This is a genomic window from Xenorhabdus kozodoii (genome assembly GCF_002632875.1).
GTDB classification, from domain to species: domain Bacteria; phylum Pseudomonadota; class Gammaproteobacteria; order Enterobacterales; family Enterobacteriaceae; genus Xenorhabdus; species Xenorhabdus kozodoii.
In genome coordinates, this window is the sequence record NZ_NJCX01000019.1 from 19,267 (window position 1) to 33,639 (window position 14,373).

13 protein-coding genes are annotated in these 14,373 nt (G+C 43.9%); 11 read left to right on the forward strand and 2 right to left on the reverse strand.

The window, feature by feature from the left end:
- From Xkoz_RS13230 to Xkoz_RS13245, 4 genes are all read left to right on the forward strand, one after another.
- On the forward strand, positions 1–777 hold the full coding sequence (locus Xkoz_RS13230) for an SDR family oxidoreductase (RefSeq protein ID WP_099142608.1): 777 nt from the start codon (positions 1–3) through the stop codon (positions 775–777).
- 74 nt (positions 778–851) lie between these two features.
- Positions 852–1,730: a co-chaperone YbbN gene (locus Xkoz_RS13235; RefSeq protein WP_099142609.1), complete on the forward strand. Its 879-nt coding sequence runs from the start codon at positions 852–854 to the stop codon at positions 1,728–1,730.
- A 48-nt stretch (positions 1,731–1,778) separates the two neighbouring features.
- Positions 1,779–2,708: an SPFH domain-containing protein gene (locus Xkoz_RS13240; protein ID WP_099142610.1), complete on the forward strand. Its 930-nt coding sequence runs from the start codon at positions 1,779–1,781 to the stop codon at positions 2,706–2,708.
- A 25-nt stretch (positions 2,709–2,733) separates the two neighbouring features.
- Positions 2,734–3,195, forward strand: a complete 462-nt coding sequence (locus Xkoz_RS13245; protein WP_099142611.1) for an NfeD family protein — start codon at positions 2,734–2,736, stop codon at positions 3,193–3,195.
- On the opposite strand, the gene cueR is transcribed toward Xkoz_RS13245, so the two are convergent.
- The gene (cueR, locus tag Xkoz_RS13250) at positions 3,183–3,590 is read right to left on the reverse strand and encodes a Cu(I)-responsive transcriptional regulator (protein WP_099142612.1); all 408 of its coding nucleotides are present in this window, start codon (positions 3,588–3,590) and stop codon (positions 3,183–3,185) included. The genes Xkoz_RS13245 and cueR overlap by 13 nt on opposite strands.
- Positions 3,591–3,670: 80 nt before the next feature.
- Here cueR and copA point away from each other — a divergent pair, with 80 nt between their 5' ends.
- From copA to Xkoz_RS13270, 5 genes are all read left to right on the forward strand, one after another.
- Entirely contained in the window at positions 3,671–6,400 is a 2,730-nt protein-coding gene (copA, locus tag Xkoz_RS13255) for a copper-exporting P-type ATPase CopA (protein ID WP_099142613.1), read from the forward strand.
- A 140-nt stretch (positions 6,401–6,540) separates the two neighbouring features.
- A complete protein-coding gene (locus tag Xkoz_RS13260) occupies positions 6,541–7,356 on the forward strand; it encodes a TraB/GumN family protein (protein ID WP_099142614.1) in 816 nt (271 codons plus the stop codon).
- A gap of 170 nt (positions 7,357–7,526) precedes the next feature.
- A complete protein-coding gene (gene ybaK / locus Xkoz_RS13265; protein WP_099142615.1) occupies positions 7,527–8,000 on the forward strand; it encodes a Cys-tRNA(Pro)/Cys-tRNA(Cys) deacylase YbaK in 474 nt (157 codons plus the stop codon).
- A 266-nt stretch (positions 8,001–8,266) separates the two neighbouring features.
- The gene (locus Xkoz_RS20870; RefSeq protein ID WP_167386591.1) at positions 8,267–8,434 is read left to right on the forward strand and encodes a hypothetical protein; all 168 of its coding nucleotides are present in this window, start codon (positions 8,267–8,269) and stop codon (positions 8,432–8,434) included.
- A gap of 44 nt (positions 8,435–8,478) precedes the next feature.
- Complete coding sequence (locus Xkoz_RS13270; protein ID WP_244183478.1) at positions 8,479–8,958, forward strand: acetyltransferase; 480 nt, start codon at positions 8,479–8,481, stop codon at positions 8,956–8,958.
- A gap of 135 nt (positions 8,959–9,093) precedes the next feature.
- On the opposite strand, the gene ushA is transcribed toward Xkoz_RS13270, so the two are convergent.
- Complete coding sequence (gene ushA, locus Xkoz_RS13275) at positions 9,094–10,752, reverse strand: bifunctional UDP-sugar hydrolase/5'-nucleotidase UshA (protein ID WP_099142617.1); 1,659 nt, start codon at positions 10,750–10,752, stop codon at positions 9,094–9,096.
- Between the two features lie 404 nt (positions 10,753–11,156).
- Between ushA and Xkoz_RS13280 the strand changes: the two genes are divergently transcribed.
- Both Xkoz_RS13280 and ybaL read left to right on the forward strand, forming a co-directional pair.
- Positions 11,157–12,383, forward strand: a complete 1,227-nt coding sequence (locus tag Xkoz_RS13280) for an MFS transporter (RefSeq protein WP_099142618.1) — start codon at positions 11,157–11,159, stop codon at positions 12,381–12,383.
- 230 nt (positions 12,384–12,613) lie between these two features.
- Complete coding sequence (ybaL, locus tag Xkoz_RS13285) at positions 12,614–14,317, forward strand: YbaL family putative K(+) efflux transporter (protein ID WP_099142619.1); 1,704 nt, start codon at positions 12,614–12,616, stop codon at positions 14,315–14,317.
- Positions 14,318–14,373: the final 56 nt, after the last annotated feature.

Here is a 14,373-nt window from a genome sequence, read left to right on the forward strand (position 1 = left end):
ATGCAAAAAGCGGTTTTTATTACTGGGTGCTCTAGCGGGATCGGTTTAGTTGCAGCCAAGACACTCCATCAACGTGGGTATCGCGTGCTTGCCGCTTGCCGCAAGCCCTCTGATTTGGCTCATATGCGTGAGTTGGGGTTCGAACCCATTGAATTGGATTTAGATGATAAAGAAAGCGTGGAGCGAGCAGCCAGAAAAGTGATCGAATTAACCAACGGTCGTTTGTTTGGGCTATTCAATAATGGGGGATTTGGTGTCTACGGTTCATTGGAAAGTATCTCCCGCGAACAGATGGAAAAACAGTTTTCCACCAATTTCTTTGGCACGCATCAACTGACGTGCCAGTTACTGCCCGCCATACGCGCTTATGGTGCAGGGAGAATTGTCCAGACCAGCTCTGTGATGGGATTGATCTCAACACCAGGTCGTGGAGCCTATGCTGCCAGTAAATATGCGCTTGAAGCCTGGTCAGATGCTTTACGTGGTGAATTAGCTAAAACAGGCATTAAAGTCAGCCTGATAGAACCGGGGCCAATCCATACCCATTTCACGAAGAATGTCAATCAAACCCAGCAAGATCATCCGGTTGAGAATCCAGGCCTTGTTCGACGTTTCACGCTGATGCCTGAGGATGTCGTTTCTAAACTCATTCATGCGTTAGAAAGCCCTAACCCGAAATTACGTTATTCCGTTACGTTATTGACTCATACAGTAAAAGTGTTGCGCCGCTTACTGCCGGAGAAATGGCTCGATAGGATTGTGCGCGGGCAAAGTTAATAGGCATTGAAAAACGGACAAACAAGTCTTATTTATTCATATAATCACCTTACAACGACTCAGAGAAAAATTCCATGGAACCAACCGCGAATACAAACAATAATATTGCTCATATCATTAATATTGATGAATCGAATATTGCCCAAGTTGTGCAACACTCCCTTAACCAGCTTGTCGTATTCTACTTCTGGTCTCCACAAGACCTACATTGCCATGAATTAGAAACTACGCTTGACAAAATAGCTCATGAATACACAGGGCAATTCACGCTGGCTAAAGTCAATTGTGACCCATTTTCCCATCTTGCTGCACAATTTGGTGTGCGTAGCCTGCCTACCGTCATGTTTGTAAAAGAAGCGCGTCCTGTTCAGGGTTTTGAAGGTATCCAGACAGATGACGCCATCAGAAAAATTTTTTCCACGCTTCTTCCCCAAATGGAAAAATCACCATTAGAGCAAGTCAATGAGCTACTGATTGAAGGCAAAGATCAAGAAGCCTTGCCTTTACTGAAAGAAATCCATCAAGAAAACCCGCAAGATACAGAGATTACCCTATTGCTAGCCCAAGTGAACCTGTCACTCAATCATCTTGAAGAAGCCCAAAAAATACTGGATACCATTCCATTAGAAGCACAAGATGAAGGTTATTATGAATTACTCGAACATCTTAAATCCCAGAAAGAGGCTGCTGACTCACCTGAGATTCGACAACTGCAACAAGCGTTGGTAACTCAACCAGAGAATGCAGAATTAGCCGTGCAACTGGCATTGAAATTACATGAAGTTGGCCGTAATGAAGAGGCTCTGGAATGGTTATTGAGCTTTTTGAAAAAGGATCTTTCTGCTGCCGAGGGTGCGGTGAAAAAAACAATGATGGATATTCTCTCTGCTCTGGGCACTGGAGATGTTCTGGCCTCTAAATACCGTCGTCATGTATACTCTTTGCTCTATTAAGTAAAGAAAACTTATAGACGCCATAATTAACTTAATAAGGGAATTGTTATGGATTTACTCTCTTTTGGTGCTGTACCGATTTTAATCGTGGTTGCTGTTGTTATTGTCTTTACCTGTGTCAAGACCGTTCCACAAGGCTACCAATGGACTGTTGAGCGCTTTGGGCGCTATACCCGTACATTAACGCCTGGCCTGCATATCATCATGCCATTTGTTGATCGTATCGGCCGCAGAATCAATATGATGGAACAGGTTCTGGATATCCCATCGCAGGAAGTCATTTCCCGCGATAACGCCAATGTCACCATTGATGCTGTCTGCTTTATTCAGGTTGTCGATCCTGTCCGCGCGGCTTATGAAGTCAGTAATCTGGAGCTGTCCATCATCAATCTGACGATGACCAATTTCCGTACTGTATTGGGTTCGATGGAGCTGGATGAAATGCTGTCCCAACGCGATTCCATCAACAGCCGGTTACTGACAATCGTCGATGAAGCCACTAACCCATGGGGCGTCAAGATCACGCGTATTGAGATCCGCGATGTGCGCCCACCGAAGGAGTTGATCTCCGCAATGAACGCTCAGATGAAAGCAGAGCGTACTAAACGGGCAGACATTCTTGAGGCGGAAGGTATTCGTCAGGCAGCTATCCTGAAAGCGGAAGGGGAAAAACAGTCGCAAATCCTGAAAGCAGAGGGTGAACGCCAGTCAGCTTTCCTTCAAGCGGAAGCCCGTGAACGCGCCGCAGAAGCGGAAGCGCGTGCAACCAAAATGGTTTCTGACGCTATTGCTAATGGTGATATGCAAGCAATTAACTATTTTATTGCCCAAAAATATACTGATGCCCTCACCAACATTGGTGCCTCAAATAACAGCAAGGTCATTATGATGCCACTGGAAGCCAGCAATTTGATGGGCGCCATTGGCGGTATTGCTGAATTAATTAGCGAAAGTAAGAAAAGCAAGCAGGATAAATAACCACAGATAAACAGGATAAATTGTCATGATTGAACAGATCGCTGCTCAGCCGGCCTGGTTCTGGCTCTGTTTTGGTGGCCTGCTTCTGATTGCGGAATTGCTAGGAACAGGTGGATATCTGTTGTGGACAGGAAGCGCCGCCGTTGTTGTCGCGCTGATCACATGGATTTTTCCTAATATGGGCTGGGAATTGCAAGGTATTCTGTTTGCTGTGCTGACCTTGCTTTCTGTTATTGCATGGCGTAGCTGGCTACGCCATCGCCCACGCAAGCCTAGTGATAAGGTTCTCAATCAGAAAAACCACCAGTTAATTGGGATGCATGCCCGTTTAATCACGGATACCGAAAACGGTTTTGGGCGAATCAAGCTAGCCGATGGCAGTTGGCGCGTTCATTGTGACCGTGAGCTTCCGGCCAACACCGAAGTGGAGGTCATCGCGGTCGACGGGATCACATTAAAAGTACGCCCAATCCCTCATCGCGGGTAATGCTTGCAGCAACCCGATAAATGCTCAATGATGGGGCAATCAGCTCCATCATCTCCAGGACATTCAGCCACCAAGGCCAGTAATTTTTCCTTTATCTTCTGCAATTCTAAAATCGTTTTTTCTATTTCTGCCACTTTTTGCAGGGTCGCGGTTTTTACGTCTGCGCTGTGGCGGTAAGGATTGCGAAGTAATCGCAACAATTCACGACACTCTTCCAACGTAAACCCCACCTCTTTCGCCTGACGCAAGAGTATCAGTTCATCAATATGCTTTTGCTGGTAATAACGATAGCCATTATCTCCCCGCCCCGGCGCAGTAATGAGATCTTTTTCTTCATAAAACCGAATGGCCTTGCTGCTTAAACCTGTTTTACGGGCAATTTCACTGATATTCATCATTTCCCCCTTGACCTTCCCCTTGCAGGAAGGTTTAGCTTTAATAATCAGTATATCACTCTGTATCAGGAGATAGTGTTATGTCCACAACCACCATTCTCGCACTTCAAGGCTTAACTTGTATGCATTGCGTCGGCAGGGTCAAAAAAGCACTGGAAAAAATATCCGGCGTTGAACTGACGGAGGTGAATCTCAATTATGCCAAAGTGATCGGTGACGTTTCATCTGATAAATTGATCGCCGCCATTGTTGCCGAAAATTACAAAGCCACGATCGCCACTCAACCTGATGTTGTCTTGCGGTTATCAGGTTTAAACTGCATGAAATGTGCCAATAAGACCCAAAAAGCATTAGATGCAGTGGAAGGGGTTATCGCGACAGAAGTTGATACCCAATCAGCAAAAATCTATGGCAAAGCAGAGAGCAGCGCTTTAATTCATGCCGTCGAACAAGCCGGCTATCACGCCGAATTAGCGGCAGAGGCCGATTTCCCAAAAACGGAGCCGCTGCCACAGACCCCGGCGTCTTTGGCAGCGGCAAGCCCTTCGACGCCGGTAGTAGCAGCGACTAACCAAAATGAAGCGAGTGATAATAATGAAGGCAGTATTCAGCTTTTGCTGGATGGTATGAGCTGTGCAAGCTGTGTCAGCAAGGTACAAAAAGCGCTGCAATCCGTTGATGGTGTGGAGCATGCCAGAGTCAATCTCGCAGACAGAAGTGCATTGGTCACCGGTCATGTATCACCAAACGCCTTAGTTGAAGCCGTGACCAAAGCAGGTTACGGCGCGGAAGTCATTCAGGATGAAGCAGAACGCCGTGAGCGCCAGCAACAAGTGGCACAAACGAATATGCGCCGCTTTCGCTGGCAATCAGCCCTTGCGTTAGTGCTGGGGGTGCCTGTCATGGTGTGGGGAATGATAGGCGATAACATGATACTCACACCCGAAAATCACACTATCTGGCTCACTATTGGGTTGTTGACGCTATTTGTCATGGTCTTTGCCGGCGGGCATTTTTACCGCAATGCCTGGCAAAGCCTAAAAAACGGCAGCGCAACAATGGATACCCTCGTCGCGCTGGGTACAGGTGTCGCGTGGCTCTATTCAATTAGCGTCAATTTGTGGCCAGAGATTTTTCCGTCCCAAGCCCGCCATCTTTATTATGAAGCCAGCGCCATGATCATTGGTTTGGTCAATCTCGGCCATGCGTTAGAACAACGTGCCCGTCAACGCTCTTCCAAAGCCCTTGAGCGATTATTGGATCTCACACCACCAACAGCACGGGTAGTTACCCATGAAGGCGAAAAAACGCTGCCATTGGCCGATGTTATACCCGATATGATATTGCGCCTGACAACAGGAGATCGCGTTCCGGTCGATGGCGAAATTATACAGGGCACAGTTTGGCTAGATGAAGCTATGCTGACAGGTGAACCTCTTCCCCAACAAAAATCAACCGGTGATACTGTCCACGCTGGTACGGTAGTCCAGGATGGTACAGTACTGTTTAAAGCCAATGCGGTGGGTAGCCAAACGACATTGGCACGCATCATCAAATTAGTTCGCCAGGCACAAAGCAGTAAACCGGAAATCGGCCAATTGGCCGATAAAATATCATCAATATTCGTGCCTGTTGTCGTTGCTATCGCCCTGCTGGCTGGCGCCATCTGGTATTTTGTTGGCCCTGCCCCACAAATCATGTACGCACTGGTTATCATGACAACCGTCTTGATTATTGCCTGCCCTTGCGCTCTTGGGCTGGCAACCCCCATGTCCATCATCTCAGGGGTGGGTCGGGCAGCCGAACTAGGTGTCTTGGTGCGTGACGCAGATGCCCTGCAACATGCCAGCCAACTGGATACGATTGTCTTCGACAAAACCGGCACCTTAACTGAAGGCATGCCACAAGTGACAGAGATCCACACCTTTAATGGTTTCACCGAAGAACAGGTATTGCTCTGGGCTGGTGCATTGGAAAGTGGCTCAAATCACCCCTTGGCAAAAGCCATTTTGATGAAGGTTGAAGGGCAAACATTACCCGAAGTCCAAACATTCCGCACCCTCGCAGGGCTGGGGATTAAAGGGGAAATTGGCGACATCACGCTGTTATTGGGTAATCAAAAATTACTTGAGCACCACCAGATCAAAACCGCAGAATTAAGTCCACGCATTGCAGCACAGGCAGAAAAAGGCACAACTCCGGTTATTCTGTCAGCCAATGGGAAAATCGCCGCTCTCTTTTCAATCCGCGATCCCTTACGCCAGGATACTGTCTCTGCCCTGCAACGCTTACATCACCAAGGCTACCGTTTGGTCATGTTGACCGGGGACAATCCCACCACGGCGAATGCGATCGCCCAAGAAGCGGGCATTGACCAAGTTATTGCTGGCGTTTTGCCTGATGGCAAGGCCGCAGCCATTCAGTCGCTTCAATCAGAAGGCCGGAAAGTGGCGATGGTCGGTGATGGCATTAATGATGCGCCGGCATTGGCACAAGCGGATGTCGGCATCGCAATGGGCGGTGGCAGTGATATCGCCATAGAAACCGCAACCCTCACCCTGATGCGCCCTAGCCTGCATGGGGTTGCTGATGCTGTTGAGTTATCCAGAGGCACATTGCGTAATATGAAACAAAACCTATTTGGCGCATTTGTCTACAATACCTTGGGTATTCCAATTGCCGCCGGTATTTTATACCCTTTCACCGGCACCTTATTAAACCCTGTCGTGGCAGGTGCAGCTATGGCATTGTCTTCAATTACCGTGGTCAGTAACGCTAATCGCTTATTACGTTTTAAGCCTAAATCCTGATCTAGCATCCTGGAAATCTGATATCCCCCATGAAAAGCTAAACATATTCGTTTAGCTTTTTATCCCGCACTTTTCTCCCTTTCTTGTTAGCCATTAACCGGTTAGCATACCGCTCAATGCCAACGATGGGAGTATGCAATATGGAAAAATTAATGACATATTTCAGTAATATATTAGGACTCAATTCCCAGCGGCATTATCCCTATCCTGCGTTCGACATCAATTTAAATAAAAATAAACAATTACATCTTGTTGGCAGCATTCATATGGGTGCAAAAAGTATGTACCCACTTTCTGAAATATTGTTGGAACAACTGGAACAAGCGGATGCACTGATTGTTGAAGCCGATATCACTCAAACCGATTCCCCTTTCAGGGAAACGTTTCCTCAGCAAATCGAACTGTCACAACGTTTATCCCCCGAACATTTTGACTGCTTACAACACTATTGCCGGGAAATTCAACATCCTGTCACACGGCTGGACCCGTTGCCATCGTGGCAAGTTGCATTGATATTGCAAGCTGCCCAAGCCCAATATTTGGGATTACATCCTCAATATGGTATCGATTACCAATTACTAAACAGCGCAAAGGCCATCAATAAACCGATTATCGAGTTAGAAGGGACTGATGCGCAGGTTAACCTTCTCGCTAATCTACCAAATGGTGGGCTTTCTTTGCTGGAAGATACAATCGTCCATTGGCACACCAATGCCCGCGCGTTACAGACCATGATTAGCTGGTGGATGAATTACCAGCCTGATGAGAAACAAAATCCGCTATTACCAATGACATTTTGCGAAGAAATTTATCAAACCTTAATGGCTGAGCGTAACTGCCAGTGGAGTGAGCAATTACATCATTTACCGGCAGGAAAATATTTGGTTACGGTGGGAGCCTTGCATCTTCATGGCGAGAACAACTTACGGCAGATGCTGGCGAGACGACAAGCATAGTACTATGTTCATTTATCTTATTCTGAAAAACCCTTATTACGGACAATATACCAGTCGCCTTTCAAGATGCGTCTTATATCTCCCCGCGCAGCGGGGAGATATAAACACTCTCATTGGCTTACAAACTGCAACTTGAAGTTGGATTGGTATAGATCGTTACAGGAAAAAATATGACGCCTGCTATTATTTTGTTGGAAAAACAACAAATCAATTTCAAAATTCACGCTTATGATCATGATGTCAATGAACATAATTTTGGTGATGAAGTGGTTAAAAAACTGGGTCTAGATGCCAACCAGGTTTTTAAGACGCTGCTGGTTGCACTAAATGGTGATCCTAAAAATCTGGTTGTCGCCGTTACGCCGGTCTCTGGGCAACTCGATCTGAAAAAAGTCGCTAAAGTTTTCAAGGCCAAGAAAGCAGATATGGCCGACCCCCAACTTGCACAAAAAGTAACAGGTTATTTAGTGGGTGGCATTAGCCCGCTGGGGCAGAAAAAACGTCTACCTAGCGTTATTGATAGTCAGGCCCAAACCTTACCAACCCTATTTATTTCTGGTGGCAAACGTGGATTAGATGTTGAATTGTCCCCTACAGATTTATGCCAACTACTTAATTGTTCATTTGCTGATATCGCTAAATAGGCTCCCCAAATTATAGCCCACTTTACTGACTCCTCTCTCGGCGAGGAGTCAGTAAACTTCATACTTTGAGTGTATCACTATCATAAAAACCTATTTAGCATTTGAAAATAAGTTGCAATGACCGCTAAATTTTTTCGAGCTGGTTCTATTTTCTTTAACACAGGGACTTGTGATAAATAACAACATCGATATACTTTCCTTACAGCGAAAAAATCATTAATTACCATTTCAATTAACTTGATTCACTTAAATACAAGAGGAATAAAATGGCTACCTCATCATTTTTTCGACAAATTGTTATTACTGATCCCAAAGCAATTAAAATGCTTAGAAGGGCTAATAGAAGACCAAGAAAAAACAATTTTGAGGAAATCGATTTTGAAGCACAGCAAAAAGAGGCTATAGAGATATTAAAACGAAAATTCTCACTCTAAGTAAGATTCTGGCGGCTTTTGGTAGTGACAGAACAAAGGAGTATTTGCGTTCCTTTTCATGCCCAACTAACCATGACGTGGAATTATTTTTACATTTAAAATCAATTAGATTTGAACAAGCGGATGCAGCAAGAACCTACTTAATTTTAGATAAAGAAGGTTCTTTATTAGCTTATTTTTCTTTAACATTCAAGGAACTATCAACAAATAAATTTTCTATTTCCAAGACAAAGATAAAAAAACTTAACGGTATTAGTAAGAATGCAGATTCTTTAAAAGTTTATTTAATTGGTCAAATAGCAAAAAATTTTTCATTACGTGAAAACCCAATAAAACTTAAAGATATTTTATTTCATATCAATATAACCATTGAGAAAGCTCAAGAATTAATAGGAGGAAGAGTCACTATTTTGGAATGCCAAAAAAATTCTAACGTTATCGATTTATATGAAAAAAATGGACTTGAAAAACTACCCACTAAAGGAGAAAAAAATTCATTAATTACTATGCTATTTAATAATTAGGTTATTATTCAGTTTCAACTATTCCTATTTCAGATTATACATAACACTCCCTATTAATCGTAAGCAAAAGACCATCTGTTCTTCAGATGGTCTTTTTATGCAGGTAATTCACAGTAATCTGTTGATTAACTGTTATTACTTATGTGAAATTTCACCTTTTGGCTCATAATCAGAGGATTTCAATGGAGAATGCTTTTCAATATATCCTTTCAATACTTCAGCATCGACAAACCCTGTATCAACGTAACCAGGCAAATTATCAATCCGTGGATAACCATCTCCTCCAATTGCATTGAAATTTAACGTTGCCATACGATAAGTTTTATTTGGCTCCAATGGCTTACCCGCAATTTTTACGTCACTGATATTCTTACCGTCCTTCACGAAACTCACGTTATAGAATTGCCCATAAGCGCCAGAATCCGTTTCCATATTGGCAACCGCCGTCAAATATGGCAAAACTTCACTACCTTTGAAGTCTACATAAACCAGTTGGTTAGCAAATGGATGAACTTTCAGAACATCTTTGTAAGTAATATCCCCGGCTTCAATTGAGTCACGAATTCCGCCACCGCTCATCACTGCAAAATCGGCGTTTGTCCGTTCCATTTGAGCAGCCAATACAAGATGTGCCATATTCGTTTGCACGAAACGTACCTTACTGCGATCGCCTTCTAATTTTTTATCTACTGATCCTATTCTCACATTAAGTATCTGGCTGCCTTTGTCCTGATACGGTGTCAGTAACTTGAGCATCTCAGGATTTTGCTTAATTTCATGCGTATAGTAGACACGTTCCGTACTGCCATCTTCTTTTGCCACCTTTTTCTTTAAGTTGATGGGGATCAATTGATAATGGACCAGCTTGAATTCGCCATTGCGGAATTGAAAATCGGCCCGGCCGACGTATTTCCCCCATTCGTGAGCTTGGACAATCCATGTACCATTTTGGCGATCTGGCGAACAAGGTGTTCCCGGAACATAATCCACTTGTTTATAGTTTTTATTCTCTGCCGACATACACACCGGATCTTGTGAATGACCACCGACAATCATATTCAAATAACCCGCAGGCAAACTGCGTGCCATTTCAACATCGCCTGGTGCATTGGTGCCATGATGACCATCGTCATAGTGCCCCATATGGGTTGCCGCAATAATGACATCCGGCTTTTCATTCTTTTTCAGCTCTTCAATAACTTTTTTCGCTTCTTCGGCAGGAACGCGGAATTCAACATCGGGAAAATTAGCCGGATTACCTATTTTCACTGTATCATCCGTTGTCAGGCCAAGAACGGCTATTTTCACACCTTGTTTATCAAAAATGACATATGGCTTAAATAAGCGCTTGCCTGTACTGGTTTGGTAAATATTGGCAGAGAGAAAGGGGAAACTGGCCCATTTTTGTTGCTGATACAATACATTCAAAGGCTTATCAAATTCATGGTTTCCCAACGCCATTGCGTCATACCCCACCAGATCCATGCCCTTAAAATCCGGCTCAGCATCTTGCATATCTGATTCCGGTACGCCGGTGTTAATGTCACCACCTGACAATAACAATACGCTCCCTCCTTTCTTAGCAACCTCCTGACGAATGGAATCTACAACCGTTTTTTGGGCTGCTAAACCATACTCGCCATAATCGTTATGCCAGAAGTGACCGTGATGATCGTTAGTATGCAAAATGGTAATGTCATAGGTTTTGTCTTTTTCCCAAGCGCTGGCGATTAATGGTGCCAATGACAGAGAAACAGCAAAGGCACATACTGACGCTTTAAACGATAATTTCATGGGGTATCTCCATGTATTTTAAATTATATTGGTTATATGACGGTGATGAATCATCCCTTTCAAGCAACAACTTAAAAGATAAAAGGGAGATATGAAAATTTACATCTATACCATTCAGCTCCAAGAGCTGTTGTTTCTGGTATGGGGCATAGTCCCAAAACAAGGGATGAAGAATGACATACAGCGTAATACCACGTTTTTCTGATCAGGATTACATACTTGTGTCATTAAATAATACCCTCTTTCACCTTTTTGAGATTGCGGTCAAATTATATAGAGTTAAATAAAAGTTTTGTTAATTATCTAAGATGTATTATGGTGTAAAAATTAAACAGAATATCAACAAATCGACGAAATTCACCCCTACAAACTCTATTGATAATGATCTTGGTAAGTGAATAAATATGAGTAAAAAAAGTAAAACACTCTCTTTGCCAACTTCGTCAGTAAAAACACATCGGACAATTTTTTCAATTCTCGGTGCCATCAGCTTATCCCATATGCTGAATGATATGATTCAATCGTTAATTCTGGCGATTTATCCCCTGCTGCAATCTGAATTTAGCCTCAGTTTTATTCAGATTGGAATGATAACCCTGACCTATCAGGTGACAGCATCCCTATTGCAACCGCTTATCGGTTTGTATACCGATAAACATCCGCAACCTTATTCGCTGCCTGTCGGTATGGGATTTACTCTGTCTGGTTTGCTGCTATTAGCTTATGCTGAAAGCTTTCCAATGATATTAATGGCGGCTGCACTAGTGGGTACGGGTTCATCCGTTTTTCATCCAGAATCGTCACGCGTCGCACGCATGGCTTCAGGTGGTCGTTATGGATTAGCGCAATCTTTATTTCAAGTAGGGGGTAATTTAGGCAGTTCACTCGGTCCACTGCTGGCAGCTATTTTTATTGCGCCTTACGGTAAGGGGAATGTCGGTTGGTTTTCTCTGGCAGCATTATTGGCTATCGTCATCCTCTTGCAAGTCAGTCAGTGGTATAAGATGCAACATCAAACCATAACGCCCTTGTCTTCTCGACCCTCACCTCTGCCAAATCTGCCTGGAAAAACCGTCGTAAATTCTTTTGCCATTCTTCTGCTACTGATTTTCTCCAAATACTTTTACCTAACCAGTATCAGTAGTTACTATACCTTTTATCTGATACAGAAATTTGGTGTGTCAATACAAAACGCCCAGATCCATCTGTTTATCTTTTTATTTTCTGTCGCGGCAGGCACCCTGATCGGCGGGCCTGTTGGGGATAAAATAGGTCGGAAATATGTCATTTGGGGTTCAATTCTTGGGGTTGCACCTTTTACCTTGTTGTTACCTTATGCCTCTTTATTCTGGACAAGCATACTCACGGTCATTATTGGCGTAATATTGGCCTCCGCATTTTCCGCCATTTTAGTCTATGCCCAAGAGCTTATTCCCGGTAAAACAGGCATGATTGCGGGTTTGTTCTTTGGTCTGGCCTTTGGCATGGGAGGCATTGGCGCCGCGGTACTTGGCTATGTCGCAGATAAGACCAGCATAGAGCTGGTTTATAAAATTTGTGCTTTTCTACCACTTCTTGGCATTTTTACTCTATTTTTGCCAAATATAGAAAGAAACACGGGAAAAAGATAAGAAAATCACTCATTAGTAACCATAATTAGCATGCCATATTCCTTTGTAAACATGCGTAAATAATGGCAAAATATACATTAAATTACATTAAAATAGTACTTATGCAGATTATGCTCAATTTAGCCACTCAACATATTTTTTTGTGATCTTATCTTTAAGTATTTATAAAATATATTATTACCTCGCCTAACCATACAATTTATTATATTCACAACCCAGAAGGAGCCTTGATGGAGCATTCGACACCTCTTATCACGACCATTGTTGGCGGTTTTGTTCTTGCCTATCTGCTTGGCATGCTTGCACAGCGCCTGAAAATCTCACCTCTGGTAGGATATCTTATAGCAGGTGTACTAGCGGGTCCCTTTACTCCCGGTTTTGTTGCCGATACATCTTTAGCTCCAGAACTGTCAGAAATTGGCGTGATCTTACTGATGTTTGGTGTCGGTCTACATTTTTCACTTAAAGATTTGTTAGCCGTCAAATCAATTGCCATCCCTGGTGCTATTGCCCAAATTGCCGTCGCAACTTTATTGGGTGTGGGATTATCAATGCTACTCGGTTGGGATCTACTTAACGGCATTGTATTTGGCCTTTGCCTGTCCACTGCCAGCACAGTGGTATTGCTCAGGGCATTAGAAGAACGACAGCTCATTGATAGTCAGCGAGGACAAATTGCCATTGGTTGGTTAATTGTTGAAGATCTGGCGATGGTGCTGACATTGGTATTACTGCCTGCCGCAGCAGGAATTCTAAACAACCACAACGCCGATATTGGCCAATTGCTGTTCAAGCTATCTCTTACCGTTGGCAAAGTCGTTGCTTTTATTTTGTTGATGATTTTCGTCGGACGACGTGTCATTCCTTGGTTACTGGCGAAAACCGCGGCGACAGGCTCCCGTGAATTATTCACGTTGGCGGTACTTGTCATTGCATTAGGTGTTGCTTATGGTGCGGTGGCACTATTTGATGCTTCATTTGCCCTCGGTGCCTTCTTCGCTGGCATGGTGCTGAATGAGTCAGAGTTAAGCCATCGGGCTGCACAAGATACGTTACCGTTAAGGGATGCTTTCGCAGTGCTTTTCTTTGTTTCGGTTGGCATGCTGTTTGATCCTATGGTTCTATTCCAACAGCCTCTGGCGATTTTAGGCACCCTTGCCATTATTATCATCGGCAAATCATTGGCTGCCATGCTACTGGTGAAAATGTTCGGGCATTCACGACGCACCGCCCTCACCATTTCAGCCAGTCTCGCCCAAATTGGTGAATTCGCTTTTATTCTCGCCGGGCTTGGCGTCACGTTAGGATTCCTGAATGGAGAAGCCCGTAATCTTGTACTGGCAGGTGCTATCATTTCAATCATGTTAAACCCTGTTCTGTTCAGTTTGCTGGATCGTTATTTGGAAAAAACAGAAACCATTGAAGAGCAGTTACTCGAAGAAACACTGGAAGAAGAAACCCAGATCCCTGTCAATATCTGTGGTCATGCTATTGTGGTGGGTTATGGTCGAGTGGGCCGGCAGCTTTGTCAGCGGTTACAAGAAAAAAATTATACGGTCGTGGTGATTGAGGATACTCGTGCCCGATTCGAAGAGTTAGGCGAAATAGGTATCAGTGCCATAATAGGTAACGCCGTTAATAAAGAAATTATGGCGCTGGCACGGCTCGATTGTGCTTGTACGTTATTCCTGACCATCCCTAACGGTTATAAAGCCGGTGAAATTGTTGCGAGTGCCAGGGAAATCAGGCCAGATATCAGTATTATTGTTCGAGCCCATTATGATGATGAAGTCGCTTACATTACGGAGCGTGGCACTAACCACATTATCATTGGTGCACATGAAATAGCTCGGGCCATGGCGGATGCACTCCCTGAGTATGAAGAGGGTTGTCCAATGGAGCCTTATTCACCAGCAACGACATCATCAACATAATTTAGGCACCAAGGAATATCCCCATAACATGGGGATATTCCCGTCAAACCAATAAA